The 25949-nt window shown below is 48.6% G+C and carries 22 protein-coding genes; 6 read left to right on the top strand and 16 right to left on the bottom strand.

Translation table 11 applies throughout. The features are described from left to right. Positions 1-4 precede the first annotated feature (4 nt). Positions 5-1177 carry a trans-sulfuration enzyme family protein gene (locus tag CWE09_RS09025; RefSeq protein ID WP_126803635.1) on the bottom strand — a complete coding sequence of 391 codons (1173 nt, stop codon included), beginning with the start codon at positions 1175-1177 and terminating at the stop codon, positions 5-7. A gap of 29 nt (positions 1178-1206) precedes the next feature. Next, on the bottom strand, positions 1207-2172 hold the full coding sequence (locus CWE09_RS09030) for a PLP-dependent cysteine synthase family protein (RefSeq protein ID WP_126803636.1): 966 nt from the start codon (positions 2170-2172) through the stop codon (positions 1207-1209). Positions 2173-2348: 176 nt separating this feature from the next. On the opposite strand from CWE09_RS09030, the gene CWE09_RS09035 reads away from it, so the two are divergent. Beyond that, on the top strand, positions 2349-2963 hold the full coding sequence (locus CWE09_RS09035; protein WP_198679682.1) for a hypothetical protein: 615 nt from the start codon (positions 2349-2351) through the stop codon (positions 2961-2963). 80 nt (positions 2964-3043) lie between these two features. Here CWE09_RS09035 and CWE09_RS09040 read toward each other — a convergent pair whose 3' ends face one another. From CWE09_RS09040 to CWE09_RS09050, 3 genes are all read right to left on the bottom strand, one after another. Then, positions 3044-4891, bottom strand: coding sequence for a S8 family peptidase (locus tag CWE09_RS09040; RefSeq protein ID WP_126803637.1), 1848 nt, complete (start codon positions 4889-4891; stop codon positions 3044-3046). 237 nt (positions 4892-5128) lie between these two features. After that, a complete protein-coding gene (locus tag CWE09_RS09045; protein ID WP_126803638.1) occupies positions 5129-5755 on the bottom strand; it encodes a hypothetical protein in 627 nt (208 codons plus the stop codon). Between the two features lie 70 nt (positions 5756-5825). Next, a complete protein-coding gene (locus CWE09_RS09050) occupies positions 5826-7352 on the bottom strand; it encodes a YifB family Mg chelatase-like AAA ATPase (RefSeq protein WP_126803639.1) in 1527 nt (508 codons plus the stop codon). Between the two features lie 142 nt (positions 7353-7494). Here CWE09_RS09050 and CWE09_RS09055 point away from each other — a divergent pair, with 142 nt between their 5' ends. The 3 genes from CWE09_RS09055 to CWE09_RS09065 are packed head-to-tail and all read left to right on the top strand — an operon-like array spanning position 7495 to position 9893. Beyond that, the gene (locus CWE09_RS09055; protein WP_126803640.1) at positions 7495-7923 is read left to right on the top strand and encodes a hypothetical protein; all 429 of its coding nucleotides are present in this window, start codon (positions 7495-7497) and stop codon (positions 7921-7923) included. Between the two features lie 16 nt (positions 7924-7939). Next, the gene (locus CWE09_RS09060; protein ID WP_126803641.1) at positions 7940-8434 is read left to right on the top strand and encodes a PH domain-containing protein; all 495 of its coding nucleotides are present in this window, start codon (positions 7940-7942) and stop codon (positions 8432-8434) included. Beyond that, on the top strand, positions 8424-9893 hold the full coding sequence (locus CWE09_RS09065; RefSeq protein WP_126803642.1) for a PH domain-containing protein: 1470 nt from the start codon (positions 8424-8426) through the stop codon (positions 9891-9893). The genes CWE09_RS09060 and CWE09_RS09065 overlap by 11 nt, the downstream gene beginning before the upstream one ends. A gap of 11 nt (positions 9894-9904) precedes the next feature. Here the strand turns inward: CWE09_RS09065 and CWE09_RS09070 are convergent, their stop codons facing one another. From CWE09_RS09070 to ubiK, 8 genes are all read right to left on the bottom strand, one after another. Continuing rightward, the gene (locus tag CWE09_RS09070) at positions 9905-10336 is read right to left on the bottom strand and encodes an EF-hand domain-containing protein (protein WP_126803643.1); all 432 of its coding nucleotides are present in this window, start codon (positions 10334-10336) and stop codon (positions 9905-9907) included. Between the two features lie 86 nt (positions 10337-10422). After that, positions 10423-11124, bottom strand: coding sequence for a response regulator (locus tag CWE09_RS09075; RefSeq protein ID WP_126803644.1), 702 nt, complete (start codon positions 11122-11124; stop codon positions 10423-10425). Positions 11125-11150: 26 nt separating this feature from the next. Next, on the bottom strand, positions 11151-12587 hold the full coding sequence (locus tag CWE09_RS09080; RefSeq protein ID WP_126803645.1) for an ATP-binding protein: 1437 nt from the start codon (positions 12585-12587) through the stop codon (positions 11151-11153). A gap of 5 nt (positions 12588-12592) precedes the next feature. Continuing rightward, positions 12593-13516: an alpha/beta hydrolase family protein gene (locus tag CWE09_RS09085; protein WP_157982842.1), complete on the bottom strand. Its 924-nt coding sequence runs from the start codon at positions 13514-13516 to the stop codon at positions 12593-12595. A 67-nt stretch (positions 13517-13583) separates the two neighbouring features. Further along, complete coding sequence (locus tag CWE09_RS09090; protein ID WP_126803647.1) at positions 13584-14177, bottom strand: PqiC family protein; 594 nt, start codon at positions 14175-14177, stop codon at positions 13584-13586. Next, positions 14174-15790, bottom strand: coding sequence for an intermembrane transport protein PqiB (gene pqiB / locus CWE09_RS09095; protein WP_126803648.1), 1617 nt, complete (start codon positions 15788-15790; stop codon positions 14174-14176). The genes CWE09_RS09090 and pqiB overlap by 4 nt, the downstream gene beginning before the upstream one ends. Further along, complete coding sequence (locus tag CWE09_RS09100) at positions 15777-17042, bottom strand: paraquat-inducible protein A (RefSeq protein WP_126803649.1); 1266 nt, start codon at positions 17040-17042, stop codon at positions 15777-15779. The genes pqiB and CWE09_RS09100 overlap by 14 nt, the downstream gene beginning before the upstream one ends. A 6-nt stretch (positions 17043-17048) precedes the next feature. Continuing rightward, positions 17049-17303 carry a ubiquinone biosynthesis accessory factor UbiK gene (ubiK, locus tag CWE09_RS09105; protein WP_198679685.1) on the bottom strand — a complete coding sequence of 85 codons (255 nt, stop codon included), beginning with the start codon at positions 17301-17303 and terminating at the stop codon, positions 17049-17051. A gap of 111 nt (positions 17304-17414) precedes the next feature. On the opposite strand from ubiK, the gene rep reads away from it, so the two are divergent. Next, positions 17415-19430 (top strand): DNA helicase Rep, encoded by a 2016-nt coding sequence (gene rep / locus CWE09_RS09110; protein WP_126803650.1) that lies wholly within the window; start codon positions 17415-17417, stop codon positions 19428-19430. Here the strand turns inward: rep and CWE09_RS09115 are convergent, their stop codons facing one another. Together CWE09_RS09115 and CWE09_RS09120 are read right to left on the bottom strand one after the other, a co-directional pair. Then, complete coding sequence (locus CWE09_RS09115; RefSeq protein WP_126803651.1) at positions 19431-22019, bottom strand: EAL domain-containing protein; 2589 nt, start codon at positions 22017-22019, stop codon at positions 19431-19433. It abuts the gene before it with no gap. Positions 22020-22184: 165 nt separating this feature from the next. Next, a complete protein-coding gene (locus CWE09_RS09120) occupies positions 22185-22607 on the bottom strand; it encodes a c-type cytochrome (RefSeq protein WP_241974328.1) in 423 nt (140 codons plus the stop codon). 138 nt (positions 22608-22745) lie between these two features. On the opposite strand from CWE09_RS09120, the gene dinB reads away from it, so the two are divergent. Next, a complete protein-coding gene (dinB, locus tag CWE09_RS09125; RefSeq protein ID WP_126803653.1) occupies positions 22746-23816 on the top strand; it encodes a DNA polymerase IV in 1071 nt (356 codons plus the stop codon). Here dinB and CWE09_RS09130 read toward each other — a convergent pair. Further along, positions 23764-25926: a S46 family peptidase gene (locus CWE09_RS09130; RefSeq protein WP_126803654.1), complete on the bottom strand. Its 2163-nt coding sequence runs from the start codon at positions 25924-25926 to the stop codon at positions 23764-23766. The two genes, dinB and CWE09_RS09130, sit on opposite strands and share 53 nt — an antisense overlap. Positions 25927-25949 lie beyond the last annotated feature (23 nt).

The raw sequence follows: 25949 nt of genomic DNA on the forward strand, positions 1-25949 counted from the left end.
CTACTCACATAGCCTCCAGAGCTTGCTCCAAATCAGCGATCAGGTCATCAGTCTCTTCGATACCTACGGAGATACGCACGAAGTTGTCATGAATACCCAGCTTCTCACGATTTTCTACCGGAATAGAGGCATGGGTCATAATTGCCGGATGCTCGATAAGACTCTCGACACCGCCCAGACTTTCCGCTAGCGCGAAAATTTCGACCGCTTTCAGGAAGCGACTAGCGGCTTCAATATCACCGTCCAGGAAAATCGAAATCATGCCACCGAAACCAGTCATTTGCGACAACGCCAGCTCGTGTTGAGGGTGGCTTACCAAACCAGGGTGAATGACTTTCTTAACCCGTGGATGCTGTTCCAGCCATTTTGCAATCTTAAGCCCGCTTTCATTATGCTGACGCATGCGCAAAGCTAAAGTTTTAACCCCACGCAACGCCAGGTAGCTGTCAAAAGGCCCCGCGATAGCGCCTACCGCATTTTGCAAAAACACCATGCGTTCCGCCAGGTCTTCGTTATCACCGACCACCACCATGCCACCGACCATATCGGAATGGCCATTCAGATATTTAGTGGCCGAGTGCATAACTATATCGGCACCCATTTCCAAAGGACGCTGATTAAACGGCGTGGCAAAAGTATTATCAACCACGACAATAATATTCGGATTATGGGCTTTGGCCAAACGTACCGCGGCTTCGATATCAACCAGTTTAAGCATCGGGTTGCTAGGCGTTTCTATCCATAACATGCGGGTTTTATCGGTAAAAGAGTTCTTGATCTCTTCTTGATCTGCCAGATCCACATAAGCAAAGTCCAGCCCGGCGGAACGCTGACGTACTTTATCAAACAAGCGGAAACTGCCACCGTAAAGGTCATCCATAGCCACCACTTGGTCGCCGCTGTCCAGCAGCTCCAGAATGGTCGATGTGGCTGCCATGCCAGAAGCAAAAGCCAGCCCCTGAGTACCGCCTTCCAGATTTGCTACCGAGCGTTCATATGCAAAACGAGTCGGATTATGTGAACGCGAGTATTCAAAGCCTTTATGTACTCCAGGGCTGTCCTGAAGATAAGTTGAACTGGTCACTATTGGCGGCATAACAGCCCCCGTCGTCGGGTCTGGTTCCTGACCGCCATGAATAGTACGGGTTGAAAATGCTAAATCTTTTTTACTGCTCATATTTAATCTCTCTTTAATTCGGTACGTATTTAGTCCAGATCCTGCGCGGCAATCCATTCATCATTAAATAGTTTAGACAGATAACGACAGCCAGTGTCACAAGCCAGGGTAACCACTCGTTTAGGCTCTGTCTGGTTTTGACAGTAGCGCAGTGCAGCAGCTATTAAGGTACCACTGGAAGGTCCAACCATAATGCCTTCTTTCAACAGCACATCGCGCGCCGTCTGGAACGATTCTTTATCACTTATTGCGTAGGCTTTGTTCGCCAGCGAGATATCACAGGTTTTAGGAATAAAATCTTCGCCAATCCCCTCAATCAGCCAGCTGCCCGGATCTACTTCTTTTCCTTCGTTGACCAAAGGTTCCAGAATAGAGCCTTTAGGATCCGCCAGCACCAGATCCACATTCTTGTTCTTTTCTCGTAAAAACCTGCCCACACCACTTAAAGTGCCACCAGAACCTACACCACAAACAAAGGCATCCAAGTTGCCTTCCATCTGTTGCCACATTTCAGGTGCTGTAGTTTCATAGTGAGCTTTTACATTAGCTGGGTTTTCAAACTGGTTAATATAAAATGCATTACGTTCTTTTGAGAGTCTTAATGCCATATCCTGATAATATTCAGGATGGCCTTTATGCACGTCAGACCGGGTTTCAATCACTTCCGCGCCAATAGCACGCAGATTGTGCAGTTTTTCTCGGCTCATTTTATCCGGCAACACAATGATCAACTTATAACCTTTTTGCGCCGCGACCAGGCCCAGGCCCAGCCCGGTGTTACCAGCTGTCGCTTCAATCAAGGTATCGCCTGGCTTAATTTTACCTTCCGCTTCAGCCGCTTCAATCATGCTAACCGCTATACGATCTTTAATAGACGCACCTGGATTCTGAATTTCCAGTTTAAGGTAAAGCTCACATGGCCCGGTATCCAGATGGTTGACACGGATCATGGGAGTGTTGCCAATCATTTCTAACGCATTTGCATAAACTTTCATAAAATTCGCCTTTTCCCCGGGCTGTGGACTATTTAGACAGCTATCATACTAAAGCTTAGTATGAGTATCTATGCCGACTGGTTATCTGCTATACCTTTTGCTTAACGTAAATTCCCGTTACAATGGCTTTAAATTAATCAATATCCGTCACAATTCGGTAATTTAAGGATCACATTATGCGATTTTCTTCACTACAGCTTGTCCTTATGGCAGCTGCTGGGACTTTGGCTTTAGGGGCTTGTACACCAGCTGCTGAAAACCCTCAGGACGCTTTTTTTAATACTCTGAAAGAGCATTGCGGAAATGCTTATGCTGGTGAAGTCACTATCGGTGATGAAGAAGCTGATGCAGAATGGATAGATAGCGACATCATTATTGAGGTTCGCGAGTGTGATGATAACCGCATTAGAATTCCGTTGCATGTTGGCGATGACCACTCCCGTACCTGGATTATCTCGCGTACCGATATGGAACTGGAACTCAAACATGATCACCGTTTAGAAGATGGCAGTCACGACCCACTGACAATGTACGGTGGCTCTACGTTCACACCGGGCACCGCAACATCACAGTCCTTTCCGGCTGATGAATACAGTAAACAACTATTTTCAGAGCTCGGCTACAGTGCTTCCATTGATAATACCTGGTGGGTCGAATTTCCAGATGCGGACACCTTACGTTATCGCTTAGTACGTGACGACCGCGAGTTTCAGGTCGATATTGACTTAAGTGAGACTGTCGAAGCACCACAGGCTCCCTGGGGCTGGGAAGATAACTACCGTTATGAGTAAAAGCTGACGACAAAAAAAGCGGACCTCTTCAGGTCCGCTTTTTTATTTAACTTATAGTTTAGCTATTTCATGCAGCTAAATTAAGGCTGGTAGCTTGCTTCCAGACGAACTCCGGAATAAGCCTGATACGCATGTACGCCCAGGTGCCAGACACCTGCAGCAGGATTATTGACCGTGCAGACTTCATTATTACCATTCAGGTAAGGTCGACAGTCCCAGTCCTGCAGTGTTGGTTGAGAGCCATGACGAATATAGAGATCAGCATCGCCAGTACCACCAGAAATGATAACTTCAAGCGTGCTCATACCAGACGGAATATCGAAAGTGAAGCGATTCCATTCATTCGTCGCTGCGGATAAGTTATCCACACTTCCACTACCACCACCGTTACCGCCTGAGCCACCACCCAGAGCAGCCTGTACTGAAGCACCGGCATCCGCGATGCCTGCGCCGCAACCATTACAGGTAGCAGGGAAACTACGGGCATTGGCGACCAAAAACTGCTCTATGTCAGCAGGCGAAGCGCCTGGTGAAGCTTCCTTAATCAAGGCCGCTACAGCTGCAACATGAGGTGCTGCCATTGAGGTTCCCTGACTAAAAGAATAGTTATCAGAAGCCGGTGTAGTGGTACCACTATTATAGGTAGAAAGTACGCCACCAGGGTCATTCGCAGAGGTCATCTGACCGCCAGGAGCAGCCAGTGTTACCGAATTACCATAGTTTGAGTAGCTCGCGCGGCCACCATTGCGATTAGTTGCAGCCACGCTGATAACACCATTACAGTTAGATGGTGAGAAGCCATCTGCATTGGTATTACTGTTACCGGACGCTACCACGACTGCAGCGCCATTGCCCCGGGCTGTATTAATCGCCTGCTGTGTTACCGACTGACAGGCACCCCCACCCCCTAAGCTGAGGTTGATGACATCCGCCGGATTAGCATTGCCCGGCACGCCTGGAACTGAAGCGCCGGCTGCCCATAAAATACCATCGGCAATATCAGCCGTAGTACCACCACAACGGCCTAACACCCGGACTGGCAAAATGCTGGCGTCATAAGCAACACCCGCCACACCCTGGTTGTTATTAGTCACCGCAGCTATCGTGCCAGCCACGTGAGTGCCGTGCCAGCTAGAGTTCTGAGCTGGATTAGAGCCACAAGCACCGGCTTGAACCCAGTCACCCGGATCGCGGGCATCGCTGTCACGACCATTAGTGCCGTCATTGGCTCTCCAGGGATCCGATATCATGTCGTAACCCGGCAGAATATTAGCATTCAAATCTGCATGAGGCCGATAACCGGTATCCAGTACCGCAACAACAGTTCCCTGACCGGTAATACCTTCAGACCAAGCTCCAGGCGCATTCAGACCACCGACGTTCTCGTAATAATGCCACTGCTGATCGTAACCGGGATCATTCGGGGTTTGCATAATAGTATGCACCCGGTTCTCTTCCACGAATTCAACACTAGGGTCATTTAAAATAGCAGCGAGAGCGGCTTTGCTATCTCGCCCTCTTATGCCGCCTTCGACCTCAAACACATGGGTATGAGGTAACCCCATGCTGCGCTGGAAACGAAGTTGCTGGCCAGAATTTCTGGAAAGTTGCTGCGCCCGTACCTGCATTAAAGCGCCACGTTCAGAAGGGTTGCCCTGAATCTTAGCTTCTACCTCAGGATCACGGTCCGCTTTAAAGCGGACGATCACACTGTCGGTAGGGCCTCTTCTGATACGCACATCGCGCAAAAGGCTCTGAGCCTGGCTTGGAATACCCGACTCCTGCCGCTCCTGGACTTGTCCTGGAGGTGCCGGTTTTGCTACTTCTGTTTGTTTTAATGGAGATTCAGAGGACGCCAAAGTCACGCCTGAAGCGGCGATTAGCGATAAAGAAATTAAACTTAACTTTAATGTTGTTGTTTTTTTCATAATAAATTTTCTTATTGTTTGAGTGTTTAAGCTCGTTAAAGCTCGTTAAAACTAATTCTGCTAACCTGTAAAAAAACCTCCTTTCTCAATTTCTGAAACAATTTATTAACACTCTCTCAAAGTAAACTGAATGTAAAGTTAGGTATGTTAATTTGTTGTAAAACTTCAATTATTTACAATCCACACACCCATAAAAAAAGCGCCGAAGCGCTTTTTTTATTTAAAATCAAACCGTTATTACCGATGGCCTTCGCGACATTGAGTGTAGAGAGCCGCCAGGTCATAGCGTTGCTCCCGTACAACCCGGTCATCCAGAACGTAGCTGGCGGTCATTACTGAATCGGTATCAACGCTGATGTCTACCTTCTCAGCGCCAATAAAACGGTCTAAGTGCAGCAGGTTTTTATACAGCAACGTATGATTACAACTCAACACGGAAAAAATCTGAATATCCTCTTCTGAGCCACTCACACGCACAAAGTTAACCTTATACCCCTCGTCCTCATAACTTTCTATAACCTCATTCTCGGCGATGTTAAACATCAAGACACTGAACAAGGCAAAAATAGCGACGAGTGCTATCCATATCCAGGTGCCCAAACGCACCATGGACCACTGCGGCATATCACCAACTGCTTTTCTAAGCATAAAAAATCCGCAAATGACTATAACCAAATGCACGACACTAATAATACTCTCCACCAGCACCTGATACTCAGTCCAGCGCCAGCTAAAAATATACTCTCCGGGCTGAGCAGCAATTTCGTACCATAAGGGGACACTCAACGCGACCACGGCTAATACCAGCCACATTAGGCGCTCTTGTAAGCTGCCCGACAGCTGTGATTTCTCCTGTTGAGACATAAGTTCCTCATATTTTCAGCAACAATAATGCGCATAACCATAACAGATAACTGTATTTTGATGCTACGCGTTATAGATTCCGTAGCTGTTTTAGCAGCGCATCTAACGCCCGGTAACTCATGGCTTCCGCCAGGTGCTTCCTTTGCACGCAACTACTTTCCTGCAAATCCGCAATAGTGCGAGCCAGACGCATAATCCGATGATAAGCACGGTGGGATAATTTAAGTTTTTCTATGGCCTGCACCAAAAACTCATGATCCTGGGGTAACAACTGGCACTGCCCGGCGATATCCGACGCCGGGATCATGCTATTAAGGCAGCCCTGACGCTGTAGCTGAATTTCCTGTGTCTGCTCAACCAGCAATCTTAGCTCGGCACTGGTGTGTACCTTCACCGAGCTTTGCTCCGCTCGCAATACTTCCGGTTGACGAGGGACATCCACCTGAAGGTCAATACGGTCAAGAAAGGGCCCTGAAATTTTACTCAGATAATTGAGAATTTGATCTGGCGTTGCCCGGGCCGAGCCGATATCGCCGTCAAAACTACCACACGGGGAGGGATTCAGTGCGCATATTAACTGAAAACGCGCCGGATAAGTCGTACTATGCTGAGCACGGCTGATGCAAACCTGCCCTGACTCCAGTGGTTCCCGAAGTGAATCCAGGATATGCCGTGGAATTTCCGCCAATTCATCAAGAAACAATAGTCCTTTATGCGCCAGCGTAATTTCTCCCGGCTTTGGGATCGAACCTCCCCCTACAAGAGCCGCCGCAGAGCAGGAGTGGTGCGGATTTCTGAAAGGACGCTGTCGCCAATGTTCGGCGGCAAAAGGCTGTCCGCTAATAGACTGAATGGCCGCTACCTCCAGCCCATCCTCTTCGCTTAACGCAGACATGAGACTCAACATGCGCTGCGCCAGCATCGTTTTCCCGGTGCCCGGCGGCCCTACAAAAAGAATATTATGACCGCCCGCCGCGGCCAATAATAAAGCACGCTTGGCCTGTTCCTGACCTTTTACGTCTGACATATCGCCATGTGAATTCTGTCGTAACTGCAGTGCGTGGGGCTTTACTGCAGAGGTCTTACGATTACCACGAATATGATCCACGACCGCATTTAAGGTTGGCATCGCAAACGCCAGCGCGCTGCGCAATAAACCTGCTTCACTGGCATTGGCTGCCGGAATAATGGCCTTACGCTGTTGCCGCTGACAAGCCATGAGACTCGGGATGGTTCCCTGTACCGGTCGTAGCGCACCATCCAATGCCAGCTCGCCATAACATTCCAGATTGTCGCAACTGTCGTCATCCAGTTGACCGGAGGCAACCAAAACACCCAAAGCAATAGCTAAATCATAACGGGCCCCTTGTTTGGGCAGCTCCGCAGGCGACAGATTCACCGTTATACGACCAATGGGGAATTCGTAGTTGCTATTTAAAAGCGCTGTTCGCACCCGATCCTTTGCTTCCCGCACCGTAGTTTCCGGCATCCCTATAATCTGAAAATGACTGATTCCCCGCGCTACATTGACTTCAACCTGCACCTGCGGTGCCTCCAGCCCTAGCAGCGCCCGGGTGTATACCACCGCTAAACCCATCCCTGAATCCTTATGTCGTCTGCTCAAGTTATATAATAGTGCGAAATAAGTGGTTAAGAGGTTCAGACATCACCTAATGTTGCGCCAGCCCGTTAAAATCATTACTCTTGCAACATCACAACTCTCCAAGAGAAAGACACAGATGTGGCTGGCTAACTGGGTCGGAAAAGTACCGTTTAAAATTCGCCTGGCACTGGTGATTAGTATTCTAGTGGCTATGTTCTTATTGGCAGGACCGGTCATCATCCAGCATACTGGTCTGTGGTTGGTACTTATATTTTTGATTTTCTTTGATAAAATCCTGGCCAAAACAGAGCACAAAAAAACCTACAGTAACGATATTCTAAAAGATGTGATAGTTGAAGGTGAATACCTCAAAGTCGGCCAGCAACGCATTGAAAAAGACAAACTAAGCCGCATTGCCATTGGCGAGTCGAGCAAACGCTATGGGTACCTGCAATTTCCTTTTAACCCGAAATTTGCCGTCAGTTATTATTTTCCTGCTGAGCAAACTGAGCGACTGCGTGCTTACCTGGCGCAACAACTGCCCGATGTCACTTTTGTAGAATAAACAAGGAAGCCTCCGTATGAGCGACGTCCAGTACCAACCTGTCAGTCCCGATTATAAACATTTGTTGCGCGTCGATATTCTGGTGAACTGGGGGCTATTACTGGTTGCTGGTCTTATTGCCAGTTATTTTATAACTGTCATCCAATACTGGCACACTGCACTGGGAGCCTTAACCATAGTGCTGATCATGGTGTTGATGATGACACTCTGGGTAACGCGACGTTATCGTTTAACCGGCTATCAGGTGCAACCTCAGCAAGTACACTTCCGTACCGGAGCCCTCTGGCGTACGCAAACCGCTGTCGCCATTAACCGTATTCAGCATGTTGAAATCACGCAGGGCCCGGTGGAGCGATACTTTAAACTGGCCAAGCTGGTTATTTATACCGCTGGTGGCAGTGGTTCGGATCTTTCGGTTCCTGGTCTGCCGCAGGCGGAAGCCGAACAAATCCGTGACCAGCTACTGCAACGCATTAATCAACAAACGTCTGGCGACGACCATGAACTTTAAACGAGTTTCCTTATTAACTCTGGTTTATTTTATCGGCCGAACACTGATGCTGGCCGTACGTCATGCCTCTAACTTTTTGCCGCTGGTCATTGTTTTTTTTGCTGGTGGCGAACAGATTCGAAGCCTGGCACTGCTGATTTTACCTATCGCTATTCCAGCCATTGTCGTTCTGCACGCCTTTGCCTCCTGGTGGTTCTTTCGTTATCGGGTCGATGGCACCACTTTGCATATCCGGGACGGAATCTTTAAACGCAAACAACTCACTCTGGACTATGCCCGTATTCAACAGGCGGATGTGCGGCAACCCTGGTACTTCAGACCGTTCGGGCTCTCAGTTCTGGGGGTGGAAAGCGCAGGCTCCGAAGGTAAAGAAGTAGAACTGGCGGGGTTGAGCTATGTATATGCTCACGAACTCAAGGACGCCATGCTGGCCGAATCAATGGAAGTGCAAAGTGACGAGCAGAATGGCACCGCTACCGAAAGCAAGTCCGACGCAATAAGCATAGCGCTACCACTCAGTGAAGTTGCCCGTTACGGGCTTATCTATAACCCGGTTTTATTGCTTATTCCTATTTTGCTGTACCCGCTTAGCCAGCTTAATCTCCTCGACGAATGGCTATTGCCAAAGCTGGAAGACTTACAGGCCAATTTTAATGGTTCTGAGCTGGAGCAATATGGCTGGTTATTTTTTCTGGCACTACTGGTGGCCGCCTTACTTATTGTGATTGTTGCCTCGGTCATTATTGCCATCATACGCTTTTATGGTTTTACCCTGACTATCACGGGCAATCGTTATCAGTCGAAAGCTGGCTTATTCACTATAGTCACCCGGGGTTTTCAGTATGTCCGCCTGCAACGGGTTATCTGGCAACAAGGTATGATTGCCCGGTTACTGCGTCGCCGCGGCATGCGGGTTAATCAGTCCGGTACCCCCAATCAGCAAAATGGGCAGAAATCCTTCTTTGTACCTGTACTGGATAAGTCTCGTGAACAACAACTCAGACATTCGTTACAGTTAACCACGCCGCAGTGGCAACGAGTCCACCCAATGAGCATTTTTATGCCCTGGTTAATGTCTGTGCTTCTGATGACTGGATTTGTGGCTCTGATAAGCGGCCTGGACTGGTATTGGGTGCTACATGCACTTTGGGTCAGCGCGCTTATATCAGCCCTCGTGCAGGTGCAAAGCTGGCGGCGTCGCGCTGTCTCACTAGACCAGCATTGGCTTGCTACCCGTCGAGGCCTGATCGGTGAACAGCAACGCTGGGTTCCAGCTTACAAAATGCAGACTTTGAAGTTACATCAAGGCCCCTGGTTACGCCTCTGGGGCTCCTGCTCTTTGCATATATATAGCGCTGCGGGACGGGAAACTATCGCCTGGTTACCCGCTGAACAGTTAGCGCAGTGGAAGCAACAATTACTGGATACCACCACTGCTCATAAAGGCCGCTGGATGTAAAAAGCAGCCGGTTAATGTTCACCGTGCTCACTGCTGCGACTGTGACGACGACCGTCATGCTTATGCTCTCGCAGGCTGCGTCCTTCTGCACGAAGTTCTTTAGCGCGTTCGCGCATAGCCTGACGGCGCTCAGCTTTATGCTCGCCTCGCTTGTCCAGCTGAGCGGCAAACTCTTCAGCGGATATTTCACCTTTATTGTGTTCATCCAGACGGCTAAACATTAAGCGAGCTCTTTGTTCAGCGCGTTCAACTGCACTCGCAACAAATTCCTGCTCTGAAATATAACCGTCGTTATTCAGATCTATTTCAGCGAATCGCTGGTCACGTTTAACCTGTCGTTCGGTTTCTTTATTAGAAGCCGATTCAGACGCCACTGCGGTAGTAAGCCCTACCGTTGCTAAACCCAAAGCGACTAAAGTACTAATTAAGATATTGCTATTCATAGTGATGCTCCTTCAACCATTTTGTCAGTATGTCATTGTAGACAAGACTAAGAATAGAGCGTCACTGTGCAGGAATAGTGACTGAATTATGGAGAAAGTGTGGATTCCGGCTCAAATCGATAACCGACTCCATAAACCGACTGAATAAAGTTCTGTAACGGTCGGCTGGCACTCAATTTGGCCCGTAAATTTTTGATATGACTATCTACAGTGCGGTCGCTTACGATTCGGTAATCATCATAAGCCGCGTTAACCAGCTGATCACGTCGAAACACACGCCCAGGCTGGGTGGCCATTACATACAGCAAACGAAATTCAACAGGTGTTAAATCTAACAACTCGCCATCCAGCCTGGCGCTATGATTCTGTTCGTTTAAATCCAGTCCGCTAACTTGCGGCAGCGATTCACTGGCTGAGTCCAGAAACCATTGCTGTCGCCGTAAAATAGCTTCCGTGCGCGCTACTACTTCACGAGGACTAAAAGGTTTGCAAATATAATCGTCGGCTCCTAGCCGCAGGCCCAATAAACGGTCAATTTCGTCATGCCTGGCGGTAAGAAAAATAACCGGTACCTGACTGAACTCACGAACCGCCTGGCATACCGCCAGCCCATCCATTCCCGGTAACATAATATCAAGTATCACCAAATCCGGCGGTTCTTCGCGTATGGCCTGCAAGCCTTGCGCGCCATCAGCAAAGAGCTTAACGGTCAGACCTGCCTGGATTAAATAGTCCTGAAGTAACAACTGAATATCGGGTTCGTCTTCAATCACATAAACCAAACTCATGCTATTTCTCTCAACCGACTCATAACTCAATTCGTGCTTAATAACGGCAACTCAACCCGGATACGTAAACCACCCAGATTGCTCGCTTCCGCAACGGCCGTGCCGCCATGCGCCTGAGCAATACGTTCTACCAATGCCAACCCAAGTCCACTGCCCCCCGCTGAACGCCGGCGTGATGTATCGACCCGGTACAAACGCTCAAACAAGCGGGGTAAAGAAGCGCCAGGAACTCCTGGAGCCGAGTCTTCAATCTGCAGGCAAGCAACTTGATCTCGCGCTTCCAGGGTTAAGTGAATATTGCCCGGGGCATCGGTATAAATAAGGCTGTTCTGCCAGATATTGTGCAACAACTGAGCGAGGCGCACCGGATCGCCCTGTACTTTTATCGGATACTCAGGAAGTTCAATGCTGCAATCGAAACCTTGCTTTTTCGCCATTTGCATAAGGTTACCTTCTTGCTCACGTAGCCACTGTGTCAAGTCAACGTTCTGCCAGGCATAACTCAGCGATCCGGCATCGGCTTCAGCTAAAGTATGTAAATCTTCAATCAGTTGAGTTAACTGCCGAACCTGTCGCTGTAACAGGCCCATTTCCTGGCCGTTCAACTCGCGGACTCCATCCTCTATGGCTTCCAGCTCTCCCTGTAAAATGGTCAGTGGAGTGCGTAATTCATGCGCCATATCTGCCATAAAGTTTTTACGCTGAGCCGCTGCTGCCTCTAATGACAAGGCCAGCGCATTGAAATCCTGCGCCAGGCTGGTTAAATCATCGTTACCTTTTTCCGGCACCCGACTACTAAAGTCTCCCAGCGCCAGAGCCCGGGTAGCGTCGGTCACTACTTTCAGCCGCTGTCGCAGCCTTTGTGCTAAGAAGGCCGCAACAAACGCCGCCAGTAGCATAGCAAGGCCACCAGCCACGAACAGAGCCACCATTTGTTGTTGTTGAAAGACATCGTCTATCGGTTGTACCGGCCCGTCGGGACGTGTCGTTTCTAAAAATCCAATAACTTCAGCATCACTATGTATAGTTACCCGAATAGGGTTTTCAGAAACACGTCCGGAAATCAGTTCACCGTTGACATCATGTAACGAAAACTGGCGCATCGGCAGCCGTCCGCCTCTGACCGGTCGCTCTGCGAGATCACTGTCATCAGGCCGTCGTTGCTCTCGCCATTGATCCACCGACAAGCCAAACATCAGGCGACGGAACTCTCCACTACGGAGATCACTTAGTTGCTGCAACCTGAAGTCCGGGTCTTCCTGCCGCCGGCTTTCGTAATAGTCACTGATAGCGACCGCCATATTTTGCAGTCGTTGCTCTTCCTGAGCCTCCAGGTACTGACTGAAATTGTGTATAAAATAAAGTCGGATGCCCAGTAATAATATCAACACCAACAACAGGCCAACGCCCGCTATCGCGAGGAAGTATTGCCAGCCTGTCGACAACCCGTTATTTTTCATCATTGTCTCTAAAGGTATTCCTTAAACCACTCAATTACATCCCGTCTTACGTGCCCTTCATAGCCACGCAGGTTATGATCACCATGGGAGTATGTTTGCAAACGATGCGGGTGGCCCTGACTGGCAAATATTTCAGCTAGTTGCTGTGACTGTTCAGGCGGAATCTGGCGGTCTCTTGCGCCGTGCAGAAGTAGCACAGGAGTTGTACTGGAGATATCTCCGGCCCATTCGGTAACTGAGCGTTGAGCCAGCGCCTCTAACCTGGAGCTATCATAATCCGGAATATACTGCGCTGCGACTCTTTCGTTAGCGGCGCGTACATCAATCCATGCCTCCAGATTAGTTAAACTGCGCACGCTAGCGATAGCTTTGAAGCTGTCGTTATTTCGAGCAGCCAGAAAGCTCATCATACTGCCCCGACCGGAACCTAGCAGACCGACTCGACTCACGTCGGCTTTGGAGTCTTGGTCAATGATATCAAGCAACGCCAATATGCTTGCGACATCAGCGCCACCAAACTCATCATCGCCGTTCCGTTGATTCGGGAACACCCCTCCGCCCCCTTTGTACTGGCTACCGATAACCACAAAACCGGCCTCTACATAAGGTGCCAGCTCAGTTATTAACTGACGAAAACTTACACTTCCTCTTGAACCATAACCCTCTCGATTGTAAATAATGACAGGTAAATTCTCGATTTCGTCATCATAAGGTTTAAGCATAAATCCGCCTATCTGATAGGGGCCATGCTGATAGACCAGCCAACGGCAGTCGATAGTCTGTCTGACAGAGTCAAAATCACTGCGCGATACCTGCTCCTCAAAATAAGTACGATTCAGACCAGGGTTATTTCGGTTACGCTCTACCCAGGCGTCAATCAGATTGTCATAAGTATCGTGAGGCGCGCTATAACAGGTTGCATCGTAATTCACCTGAGTTGCCTCTGAGGTAACGCTTAATAACAATAAGAAACTGCCTGTAAAACATAAGAGCAACTTTTTAATCATTCTTAGATCCTATTAAATTGGCCTCTACCGAGCGTGCTATTTCCTGCAGTGCCTGATGCCAGGTCTCACTTAGCGTGCTAACCATAGCCGGATACCCGTCTTCCGCCAGGCTCTGACGAATATCAAAAGCATCACTGCCGATAAAGCTTTGTTCATAATCACGCAACTGCCACTGCCCCCGAACTCTAACCTGGCCATCCTCAGTCAGATGAAAAGCATCAATTTGCAAATCAAGACGATAATCCAGACTGCGCAGATGTGCACTTCCCGATAGAGGTAACCAGGTCGATGCCGGTAATTGCTGCTGCATACCCATCCGTATCTGGCGCCCCAGCTGTTGTTGCAAGGATTCTGCCCAGCGATGATAATTGGCCTGGTGAACCTGATTCTGTTCCAGTTGATATACTAATCCGCCAGCCGCCAGAAAAGAACTGACCTGTACCGCACCCAGAACTATTTTTGTCTCAAGTTCGCTATTCATAACTGGCAGTTCAGGCTCCTGCAACAGATACCGCTGTACACTCGGCGTCGTACTACTGCAGCCGGCAATGAGCAACGCTACAGCGACAATCATTAAAACTCTCATTGTTCACTCCTGGGTTCCGGATCAGCCGGTAAGGGCGAATTGAAGAAAAGTGAGCTGGGTTTATCACGTACGCTCTCAGCGAAAGGCTCCAGATTACTCAGGATATGATCTAACCGCTCTATTGCCCGGGATAAATCATTGTACGCAGGTGCATCCGTAGAGTATCCAGCCATCATTCTATCCAGTTCATCCAGGGTCTGACGTAGCGTAGCTGGCAGCGCCTGCATATCCGGATCCGCAGCCAGGCTTTCTAGTTGAGTGGCGAATTGCTGAATAGCTCGTAAAGTATCTTCAGAGGTGGCAGCAAACTGCCCAAAATCGATGGTATTCACATTATCCAGTAATTCACCTACTTTCTGGTCAAGCTGACCGCTGCCCCCTCGTACTGTCGGAAACACAGGAAAATCGCCCGCACTTTCAGCAATCAGCAGAGGCTCATTCGGGTGAAAGTTCAAATCAACATATAAAGCGCCTGTAAGCAAATTGCCAGAACGCAAACTCGCCCGCAGCCCTTCTTCGAATAAAGAATGTAACTGCTGTTGCCAGTCTTGAATAGTTACAGCAGAAAATTGCGGCCCCAGCCGTTCAGGTTCAAACCGAATAAGCACAGGCACTTTCATGTTCATAAGTGAGCTTCCCAGCTGGTGCTCTCCGGTATATGGCACTTCTATCACAGTACCTACCCGAATACCCCGGAATTCGACCGGCGCACCAGAACTTAAACCGCGTACACTTTCATCCAGATACAGCAAGAAATTCGCGTATTGAGTAAAACCTTCCTGACGTGCTGCGCCCTGGCTTCTGAATAACTGAAACTCAGTGCCATCGCTTACTCGCTGCCCCGGAGGCTGATTGCCCACAATATCAAAAGAAACACCGCCGGCAATCAAGGATTCCAATGAACCAATATCGAATCGAAACCCTTCTGACCCTAATTCCAGCTGCACCCCGGAGCTCGACCAAAAGCGTACCTGTTCAGTGACCAGCTCAGCAAAGGGGTCTTCAATAAATAACTTATAAACACTTTGCTGAGCCTCTATAGCAAAGTCCGCCGACTCGACCCGACCTACGGTATACCCCCGGTACAGCACAGGATCGCCCGGGTTTAAGCTATTACTTTCCAGACTCTGCAGGACAATGCTCACCCCTTTCTCCCGCGCTCGTAATACCGGAGGCTGCGACAGGGTTGTAAAATAGCGCTGCTCCTGGTCACCATTACCTGGACTAAGTTCAATATAAGCGCCTGACAGCAAAGTATTTAAACCACTAATTCCGTCCCGGCCAATACGTGGTTTAACCACCCAGAAGTTGCTTTCCTCATTTAGCATAGCTTCGGTCCCATCAAACATACGTGCCGACACTTTAGCCCGACTGAAGTCATCAGAGAGTCCAACAGACTCTACCCGACCAACCGCCACTTCTTTCACTTTTATAAGTGTTTTCCCGGCCTCAATGCCCTCGGCAGTGTTCATTTCTAAAGTAACTAAAGGGCCCCGGCTGGCAACAGTGTCATACGCCATCCACACCCCAATCGCCAATGCGACCGCGGGTACTAACCAAATCGACGAGATACGCCGCGCTTTGCCGCGACGTGCTTGTTCAGTGCTTTTCATCAATCCATTCCTGCGCTTGAGTATTTACACGGGCAGGTTGCCATAGTGCTTTGGGGTCAAAGCTCATCGCTGCCAGCATAGTTAGAATAACCACAGCTGCAAATGCCGCCGCAGCCGGACCTGGGGAAATACTTAAAATAACGCCAGCCTGAATAAGAGCCACCATAATTGCCACGACAAAAACATCGATCATCGACCAGCGACCAATAAATTCAGTAACCCGATACCAACGGGCTCGTCGCTGCATCGACATAGGCTGCCCATAACGAACCACATAACAAAGCCAACCCAATACAACTATTTTAAGTACCGGAATGACTATACTGGCGAAGAAAATCACAGCAGCCACCAGATAACTTCCCATCTCCAGCATCTGTACCACACCACCCATAATGGTGGACTCGACAACACCGCCAACAGTGATCGTGCTCATCATAATGTATACATTAGCCGGCACGTAGAGAATAGCGGCTGTCACCAGTAAGGCAACAGTGCGTTCCACACTATGCGAGCCGGGAATGCGTATTTTCCTGGCACAACGTCTGCAATGAATATCTTCGGGGCGATTAAGCAGACCACAGATATTGCAGCCCACCAAATGCTGGCTCCAGGCTTCCTCTCCCAACTGAGTTCCGGTGGGTGGTGCAGGTTCGTCCTGCAAAGCAAACCATAACCAATCTGAGTCTACATTACTTACCGTTTTAGCCATTAATACAACGTAACCGCAAAAGGCCCAGAACGACCAGCCAAAACCGATATCCGCCAATGTTAATAGTTTTACCAAACTAATCAGTACACCGACCAAAAAGACATCAGTCATCAGCCAGGGTTTAATATGAGAAATTGCACGAGCCAGCCAGACACTGCCAGGCCAGTAATGACGCGAAGCGACACTGCCATAAACGTAAGCTACAGCTAGTAAATACATACCTGGAAGTACAATGATCGACATGGCTATAAGCAGGCCCAGTAAGGGCCAGTCACTCTGACGCAAAGCCGTTACGGTATCCAACAGAATAATATTCTCCTGCATACCGCCAAGGGAAAAAGTAAGGAAAGGATAAGGCAAGGTAAGTAGTAACATGACAATCGCGGCACTGGCGTATGCCAGCACCCGTTCTGCCGGCATGCGTGCACGGTAGGTAAGCTCGCGTCTGCAGCGTGGACAACTGGCACTGTGCCCGGCACGCAAAGCGGGCAATGCCACCACCAAATCACATTCAGGGCAGGCCCGCCATCGCTTACGCGCCATTCATTTTTACTCCGGGTCTGCTTTATTTTCAGCCTGTGTCTGCTGAATCTGTTCCAGCGCTTCTACCCGCTGCCGCAGACGAAGTAACATCTGTTGCTGGATCTCAAATTCTTCTCGAGTGACCACGTCCAGCTTGCTTAACTGCTGTTGCAGTGTCTGTTTTACTCTGGATTCCATATTGTCAGCCATGCCTTTCACGCCCGGAGGAATGCTGTCTGTGATCTGCTTAGCAATTTGCTCAATTTTTTTTGCATCTATCATGTAGGTTCTCTTTATTTCAACTTCAACTACCAATAACTATAGCATGTTGCCTGGCTTTGCCGGGACAGCTAATTGAGTTAGAATCGTTGCCCACTCAACGCGGGGTTTTGCATGCAACTGAACAGTCGCCAACAAAAAGCGGTTACCTATATCGCCGGCCCCATGCTGGTGTTGGCCGGTGCCGGTAGTGGCAAGACCCGGGTAATTACCGAAAAAATTGCCCACCTGATCCGTAACTGCGACTACAAACCCAATCAGATTGCAGCGCTAACCTTCACCAATAAAGCCGCCCGTGAGATGAAAGAGCGCATTACCCAGACCATGGGCCGCAAGTCCTGCCGGGGTCTGCGGGTCTCAACTTTTCATACTCTGGGACTGGATATTATCCGCCGCGAAATCGCCTCTCTGGGCATGAAACCCGGTTTTTCCCTGTTTGATGATCAGGACTCGATGGCGTTATTAAAAGCGCTCACTGAAGATGAGCTGGATGTAGATAAAAGCTGGCTCAAGATTGCGATCAGCAGGATCAGTAGCTGGAAGAGTGCCATGCTTTCTCCGGAGCAAGCGGAAAAAAGCGCACAAGGGCCAGAGGAGCAACTTTTCGCGCAGGTATACGAACAGTATCAACGACATCTTAAAGCTTATAATGCACTGGATTTCGACGACTTAATTTTACTGCCCACACTATTACTGCAAAGCAATGAAAGTGCCCGGCAGCGCTGGCAGAAGCGCGTTCGTTATCTACTCGTTGACGAATATCAGGATACCAACACCAGCCAGTACCAAATGGTGAAGTTATTAGTAGGTGAACGCGCCCGTTTTACCGTGGTTGGAGATGACGACCAAAGTATCTATTCCTGGCGCGGCGCCCAGCCCGAAAATTTATCCTTACTGCAAAAGGATTTTCCCTCTTTGCAAGTCGTCAAACTGGAGCAAAACTACCGTTCCATGGAACGTATTCTCAAATGCGCCAACATACTTATCGCCAATAATCCGCATATGTTTGAAAAGAAACTGTATTCGGATATGGGTTATGGCGATCAACTGCGTGTTATATATGGTCGCAATGAAGAAAACGAGGCGGAAAGAGTAGTTGCAGAAATGGTGCGTGAACGATTTCTGCATAAAACCCGCTATCAGGACTATGCCATTTTATATCGCGGCAACTACCAGTCCCGGGTTTTTGAAAAAGCGCTGATGAACAACCGTATTCCCTACAAAATAACTGGCGGCCAATCTTTTTTTGCACGCTCTGAAATTAAAGACATCATGGCGTACCTGCGACTTCTGGTGAATCCGGATGATGATAATGCATTTTTACGTATCATCAATTTACCACGCCGCGGTATCGGCCCCACGACTCTCGAACGCATCGGCCAGTTTGCTCACCAACAACGGGTTAGTCTGTTTGCTACCTGCCAGATACATGCCTTGAAAACCCAGCTCAATACTCAGGCCTGGCATGCAGTGGTGGCTTTTACTGAAACTATGCAGGATACCGCACGGAAATGCGCAGACCCGGGTGATCGTAGCATTCAGGCTATCCGTGATCTAATCAAAGAGATCCATTATGAAGAATGGCTCTATGAAAGTAGTCCAAGCCCTGCAGCGGCTGAGATGCGGATGAAGAACGTGAGTGAATTATATCGCTGGGTCAGCGACATGCTCAGCGACGGCAATGACGAACCTATGAACCTGGAACAGGTGGTCAATAAACTGATGCTGCGTGACATGCTGTCACGTCAGGAAGAAGAGGAAGATGGCGATCAGGTCCAGTTAATGACGCTGCACGCGGCCAAAGGTCTGGAGTTCCCTTATGTCTTTATGGTTGGCATGGAGGAAGGGTTGTTGCCCCACCAATCCAGTATTGATGAAGGCAATATTGAAGAAGAACGCCGTCTTGCTTATGTTGGCATTACCCGGGCGCAGCAGCGTTTAGTCTTTACTCTGGCTCGGGAACGTCGCCAATATGGCGAAGTCATACGCCCGGAACCCAGCCGCTTTTTGCTGGAGCTACCGCAGGATGATGTCGAATGGGAAGATAATAAGAAAACAGTCAGTCAGGAAGAAAAACAGGAAAAAAGCGCCACTAATATTGCTGCCCTGAGGGCCATGCTGAAGAAGTGATCAGGCAATAAGACGGGCTTTCAGTAATTCAATTTTTTCAGCAGAGCAGAACAGATTCCCCTGCCCGTGGTGTACGCCCAGGTGTCTCAGTTGTTTCAGTAGTATTTTGCTTTCAATGCCTTCCGCAGTCAGTTTAATAGACAACTCTTCACACAACGTAACCACATGACGAACCATAGCCCGGGCTCTTTCTTTGCGGGCGGTTTGCTTCACAAAATTACGATCCAGTTTAATAATGTCGAAAGGATAATTATAAATAAACTGCAGCGGGCCGGAACCTCTGCCAAAATCATCCAGTGCCAGTTTAATACCACGTTCCGATAAGCGACGCAGACTGGTGAGTAAACGCTTACCTTCTTTACGCAGTAAGCTTTGCTCATCAAATTCAAAAACTAACAGAGTTGGATCTATATCGTACTCTTTAATAATATCTTCGATCGCTTTTAAATGCCGTAAGCTTAGTAAATGCTGAGTCGACAAGTTAATGTGAATGGGACAATTTTCCTGCTCTTTTTCCTGCAACTGCAGAATAAGCTGACAACATTCCTTAAGTACCCATTGGTCAATTTCGACAATGGCTCCGGAGCGCTCCGCCAATTCAATAAATTCCTCAGGTTGCAGTAGTTGCTCACCTTTCTGCCAACGCAATAAGACTTCGTAACCTTCGATGTGATTGTTTCCCAGTCCGTAAATCGGTTGATACCAAAGCAGAAAGTCGTGATCTACCTGGGCATGCCGTAAAGCGGTTTCCTGATGAATAGCGGCTACCAGACCTTTGCGAATAGTATCGTCAAAAATAACATAACGCCCGCGCCCTTCGCTCTTAGCTTCATACATAGCAGCATCTGCATCGCGTAAAAGGCGATCAACAGACTCATTAATATCGCGACTGACCGCGATGCCAATACTAGCGCCAGAAAAGTGCTGCTGATCATCCAGAACAAAAGGTTCTTTCATCATTGTAATAATGCGTTCCGCAACTTCTTTTGCATCATTAACATCTTCCATGTGGTCGAGCAGAATCACAAACTCATCACCACCAATACGCGCAATCAGATCGATATCGCGTACAGCGCTCCGTAGCCGCTGGCTGACCTCAAGCAAAAACTGGTCGCCTGCTGAGTGCCCCAGCGTGTCGTTAATATTTTTAAAACGGTCAAGATCAATGAAAAGCACACCGAAGTCTGTCTTGGGATAACGTCTTTTATACGCAATAGCCTGTTTAACCCGATCCGTAAACATGGCCCGGTTAGGTAAGCCTGTCAGATTATCGTGATGCGCATCATAATAAAGTTTTTCTTCTATTTTCTTACGTCGTTCGATTTCGTCGACCAGCTCTTCCGTTCGTTCAGTAATCCGTTTTTCCAGGAAAACATTAGCCCGCGCCAGCTTCTCCGCTGAACGCCGACGTTCAATAGCAACGGCCACGTGCTGTGACACGAAATTAAGCAATTCCAGGTCTTCACGCTGATAACGCTGATCACTATCGTAGCTCTGTACCGCTAACACCCCAAATACATCATCGTTAATAATTAAAGGCGAGCCTAACCACTGTCTCGCCAGGGCACCATTTCCTGCGCCTACCACGATCTCGCCACGACGAACCAGGCTTTCGCGTTCCGCACCACCGATCATGATTGGCGCACCATGGCGTAGTACGTATTCTGTCATGCCTTTACGTAGTCGCCGCTGTTTAGCTACATGATCATGCTCATCAATATAATAAGGGAAATAAACTTGCTGACCATTTTCCGTCATTAGGGCTACATAGAAATTGTCGGCGTTCAGAAGTTTATTGATCTGAGTATGCAACTCACTATAGAAGCTTTTCATGTCTTCAGAGCTATTGGTCAACTCTGAAATAGCAAAAAGCACAGAAGTCTGTAGCTCAGCTTTTTCCCGCACTGTGATTTCTTTTAACAGATCTTCATTAGTAATACGCAGTTCAGCTGTTTGCCGTTCGATCTCAGCACTCATTAGTTCACGCTGTTTGAAACGCTCCAGCGCGTTAACCACATGCTGTGAAACAAACATCAACAGCTCAAGATCACTGTCGCTATAGCGCACTTCTTCCTGGTAGCTCTGTACTACCATGGCACCAATCACCTGGTCACCGGCCAACAAGGGTGCTCCGAGCCAATCGACAGGAAGGGAACCCATTTTGCCGATTTCGCCACTCGCCTCCAGCTCTTTAAACGTTTCTTTTGTACATAGCAAAGGCTCGCCGGTGCGCAAAATATAGCCCGTGACGCCGCGCATTAATTGTTTAGCAGGCACTTGAGTGATAGTTTCGTGGGTATCAAACTCATCCACAAAATACGGAAAGTCAACCAATTCCTGTTGGCCATCGTACAAGCAAATGTAGAAGTTGTTGGCAGCCATCAACTCGCCAATGATCGAGTGTACCGAGGCGTACAATTGATTCATATCGCTCGCGGAAGACGCCAGCTCAGAAATTCTGAATAGCGCTTTCTGCACGACTTCGGCCTGACGATATTTACTGGTCAGTATTTTAAGCCGTTCAATCACCTTATGCTGGCGACTTAACTCGGCTTGCGCACTTTCTGCTGGTGCCAACTCAGTAGTCATTCTACCCGCTTATCAGGTGTGTGAATTAAATGTTAGATCGTCCCTCAATTGCACACTATAGCGTCAAAAAAGGTGGTTGAAAAGTGTTCTTTTATAACTACTTACTTACATACAGGCACAAAAAAAGCCGCCTTCGTGGCGGCTTAGAACAGAAAACTATGTTTTCTATAGTTCAGAAGTCATATATTCAATTGCGGACTCAATCTCTTCATCTGAACAGTTAGCACAACCACCACGAGGCGGCATCGCATTGAAACCTTCTATCGTATGGCGAACCAATGTTTCCATACCCTGACCCAGGCGATCAGCCCAGTCACCTGCATCATTCACTTTCGGCGCGCCCAGAACACCACCAGCGTGGCAAGCAGCACAAGCCTGGTTATATACCTGATCGCCGGCGCGGGCTCCATTGCTATCACCTGCACCTGGCGTTGCTGCCACATCGCCAGCCATTAATACCCGACCTGAAGGTTTAATACGATCTTCCAGACTTCCCGAATCCTGAGCTACAGCAACACCACTAGCAATAGCAACGCCCGCCACTAAGGCCAAAAATTTATTCCACTTACCTAATTTCAATACTTTCACAGTCATCTCCTGAGATTGACAGATTCGCTTCGCTGTTTACTGTCGCCGATTATAGCCAGAAAAGAGCAGAGGTTAAATAGCTGCTCACTTTTTAATACCCCTGGAGTGAGCAAAAGATCACTATGATAGACTTAGATCATGGAAAACAGTCATCGTAAAATTGCGTTACTCGACCTGGATGCTTTTTTTGCTGCCGTTGAAGTACTTCGCGATCCTAATTTAGCTACACGACCTTTCGCCGTTGGTGGCGGCAGTGATCGGGGTGTGGTGGCGACCGCTAATTATCTAGCCCGACAATATGGAATACACAGCGCAATGCCCGGCCATCAGGCGCGAAAATTGTGCCCTCAACTTATTTTTGTAAAGCCGGACATGGCAGCTTATAAAGATATGTCCAAACGAATTCAACAATGCTTGCGCGAAATAACACCGTTAATGGAACCCGCCTCAATTGACGAATTTTATCTGGATTTAACCGATAACCCAATGTGTAATGGTAGTGCATCGCTAACCATGGAGCTTATCCGCGATGAGATCCGGGCAATGGGCGTGCCGGGTTCAGCTGGTATCTCGAATCAAAAAATGGTCGCCAAAATAGCTTCTGAGGAAAATAAGCCAGACGGCCAATATCTGGTGACTCCAAACCAGGTATTGCAGTATATCGGTCAGCTGGGCTTAAAGCGTATCCCTGGCGTTGGTCCTAAAAGCCTGGAGCGCCTGCAACAATCCGGGCTACATACTGGCGCGGATATCCAGCAAATTACGCTGACTAAGCTGCAGAATATTCTAGGGGAACGTTCCGGTTACCTTTTGCATCAACGTTGCATGGGCATTGATGAACGCCCGGTGGTTACCCATCGCATACGTAAAAGTGTCGGTGTCGAAGAAACACTGCGTATCAATCTGAATAACTTAAGAGCAATAGAGGAATTCACCGAACGAGAGTTATTGCCATCATTAAAAAAACGCTTAAAGATAAACCGCTGGCAGGACACCCGCATAAAAACCCAAACCGTAAAACTTAAATTTACTGACTTCCAGCAAACCACAGTCAGTCGCGCCAGCAACCGGGTCTCCCCTTCAGTCTTTTATCAATTACTCAAAGAGGCCTGGGAACGCAGTCACCATCGCGCAGTTCGTCTGGTCGGTCTTAGTGTTACCCTGCCGGATCCGGATCGATCCCGGCAACTGGAGCTGGATCTGGAATAGTTACCCCTCTGCATTCGCCACGGAAATCCTGCCATGGCCAACCGAGCTCTTTCAACAGATGGCTGCCACCTTCCAGCTTATCCAATGTCCATAACAGATAACGGATATCTACATGAATACTACCCTGTTTCGCCTCGCTATAATGCCAGTCATTGATTACCGACTCCGCAGTGCTATCGAAGATCAATCCGACTAACTCAGCATTCTGATTAAAAGTAGCAGCCCCTGAACTTCCCCCGGTAGCGTCCAGATTACTCAAAAAGTTAACCGGAACTGACTGCAGTTCAGCATCGGCATAACAACCCCAATCCTGCTGCTGAATCAGCTCTTTTTGTTGCTCTGGAATTTGCGATGGAGGTTCTGCCTGTTGCAACAACGTATTAAGCGAGGTAAACGCAGGTGCCTGCATGACAGACCCCTGACTCATGCGTAAGGTCCGATTCGCATTATAGCTAAAGCTAAAATCCTGACTTTCATGCCAATTTTTCACTGCCAACATATATTTGCCATTCGCAAACTGATGCTGACCACGCCACTCTCTTTCCCGGAGGCCCAGCTGGACCCGCTCCTGATAACTTTCAGCAGCAAAAACCAACCAGGGATCAGAACTGCGCTGTAAGTGCTTAAGATCTCGTTGCATCCAGTAAAGTCTTATCGGCACATGGTCTAACTGACTATTGCTGTATAACTTCTTTACCTGCTGTTCAAGCTCAAGTTGCGTAGGTTCTTCGCTGAGCCGGAAAAAATCATTCACACTCTTTAACTGTTGTTCCTCGGGGAGTTCCATATGTCGAACCAGGAGTTGCGCTAATAACTGAGCTTCAACTCGCGAATCAAACTGGCTGGCCTGACTACTCATTACGTTGCGCATAGTCTGCATGTCCCGCGGCTGAAAACCGCCAGTACGCTGCTCAGGAGGTCGTTGTTTTTCGTAAGCAAGGCGATACAAGTGCCTGCCAATCCGAGGCAGTTGCAATTGATCAAAGAAGCTTAGCCAGAGTTGTTGTGCCTGAAAGTGACTTTGCTCAGCCAGCAACTCGTCCATTAAAGTCAGTGCTTCTTCATAATCACCGCGATTTGGCTGCTGCGCTATCCAGTTTTTTATCTGCTGATGCTCAGCATCCCGTTGCAATAAAACCTGTTCGTTCTCGTACCCTGACAACATAGCCTGGTAGTTTTTACTTCGGTTACTAAGCCGTTGCAATAGGGGCGCATATTGTATTCGGCGCTCACTTCCAGAAGGAGAAAGCCCTTTAATTAACTGCTGCCATTGCTCAAGGTATTGCAAAGCCGAAGGGTAGTAGTGCGCAAACTGGTAGCTCAACTGAGAGGGCGAACGATAACGCTGAGTAATACCTGGATAACCAGCTGCCACTAAAGCATCGCCCGCTCTCAGAGGTGTCTCGCTGAGCGCAATAAAGCGCTCTGGCTGGTAAGGTCGGTTTGTGGCAGCAGGTTCAGAAGATAATCCACTCTCGCCTACATATAAACGCAGTAACGCAAAATCACCCGCATGCCGTGGCCACTGCCAGTTATCCCGCTCACCCCCGTAATAACCGATTTCAGCAGCGGGCACATACACAAGGCGCACATCATCAAAACGCTGCTCTCTGATAAGCTGGTAGCTTAGGCCGTCATTAAACTCAACCAGTCGACATACTACTCCAGCTTCACGCTCACACTCAGCGACTAAATGATCCCTGGTTTGCAGGTATCGGTTGAAACGGGCACGCCCACGCAACCGGTCCCCCACGGCTTCATTTACAATGTCTGTAACATCACGCTGACTTAATGTCCGGCTAACGTAGAAATCTGCTGGTAAAGCCAGTTCCGATTCAGTAGTACCCGCAAGGTAGCCCTCATCGAAAATGTCCGGCTCAGCTGAGAAAAGGTAAGGCAGCGAATCCAGGAGGCAATGATAATTGGTTAGCAGTAACCCGTGGGCTGATATCAGCGCAGCTGAACAAGAGCCCGCCTGCATTACACTATGCAATGGCAGGCTTGCAGCTAGTTCAGGCCGCTGCTGTGATGTCCATAGTCCCTCATTCGCAGTGGCCTGATTCATTAGCAGACTAAACAGACTACCTATAGCCCAGATTACATATCGCACAAACTTTGCCACCTTACCTATTT

The sequence above is a fragment of the Aliidiomarina minuta genome (genome assembly GCF_003987145.1).
Classification (GTDB): Bacteria; Pseudomonadota; Gammaproteobacteria; order Enterobacterales; family Alteromonadaceae; genus Aliidiomarina; species Aliidiomarina minuta.

Coding starts and splice junctions, on each gene's coding strand:
- dinB (WP_126803653.1), top strand. CDS start 22,746: ATGGAAAACAGTCATCGTAAAATTGCGTTACTCGACCTGGATGCTTTT.
- CWE09_RS09065 (WP_126803642.1), top strand. CDS start 8,424: ATGAACTTTAAACGAGTTTCCTTATTAACTCTGGTTTATTTTATCGGC.
- CWE09_RS09040 (WP_126803637.1), bottom strand. CDS start 4,891: ATGAAAAAAACAACAACATTAAAGTTAAGTTTAATTTCTTTATCGCTA.
- CWE09_RS09030 (WP_126803636.1), bottom strand. CDS start 2,172: ATGAAAGTTTATGCAAATGCGTTAGAAATGATTGGCAACACTCCCATG.
- pqiB (WP_126803648.1), bottom strand. CDS start 15,790: ATGAAAAGCACTGAACAAGCACGTCGCGGCAAAGCGCGGCGTATCTCG.
- CWE09_RS09115 (WP_126803651.1), bottom strand. CDS start 22,019: ATGACTACTGAGTTGGCACCAGCAGAAAGTGCGCAAGCCGAGTTAAGT.
- CWE09_RS09035 (WP_198679682.1), top strand. CDS start 2,349: ATGCGATTTTCTTCACTACAGCTTGTCCTTATGGCAGCTGCTGGGACT.
- CWE09_RS09025 (WP_126803635.1), bottom strand. CDS start 1,177: ATGAGCAGTAAAAAAGATTTAGCATTTTCAACCCGTACTATTCATGGC.
- CWE09_RS09090 (WP_126803647.1), bottom strand. CDS start 14,177: ATGAGAGTTTTAATGATTGTCGCTGTAGCGTTGCTCATTGCCGGCTGC.
- rep (WP_126803650.1), top strand. CDS start 17,415: ATGCAACTGAACAGTCGCCAACAAAAAGCGGTTACCTATATCGCCGGC.
- CWE09_RS09080 (WP_126803645.1), bottom strand. CDS start 12,587: ATGATGAAAAATAACGGGTTGTCGACAGGCTGGCAATACTTCCTCGCG.
- CWE09_RS09070 (WP_126803643.1), bottom strand. CDS start 10,336: ATGAATAGCAATATCTTAATTAGTACTTTAGTCGCTTTGGGTTTAGCA.
- CWE09_RS09075 (WP_126803644.1), bottom strand. CDS start 11,124: ATGAGTTTGGTTTATGTGATTGAAGACGAACCCGATATTCAGTTGTTA.
- CWE09_RS09060 (WP_126803641.1), top strand. CDS start 7,940: ATGAGCGACGTCCAGTACCAACCTGTCAGTCCCGATTATAAACATTTG.
- ubiK (WP_198679685.1), bottom strand. CDS start 17,303: ATGATAGATGCAAAAAAAATTGAGCAAATTGCTAAGCAGATCACAGAC.
- CWE09_RS09045 (WP_126803638.1), bottom strand. CDS start 5,755: ATGTCTCAACAGGAGAAATCACAGCTGTCGGGCAGCTTACAAGAGCGC.
- CWE09_RS09100 (WP_126803649.1), bottom strand. CDS start 17,042: ATGGCGCGTAAGCGATGGCGGGCCTGCCCTGAATGTGATTTGGTGGTG.
- CWE09_RS09055 (WP_126803640.1), top strand. CDS start 7,495: ATGTGGCTGGCTAACTGGGTCGGAAAAGTACCGTTTAAAATTCGCCTG.
- CWE09_RS09050 (WP_126803639.1), bottom strand. CDS start 7,352: ATGGGTTTAGCGGTGGTATACACCCGGGCGCTGCTAGGGCTGGAGGCA.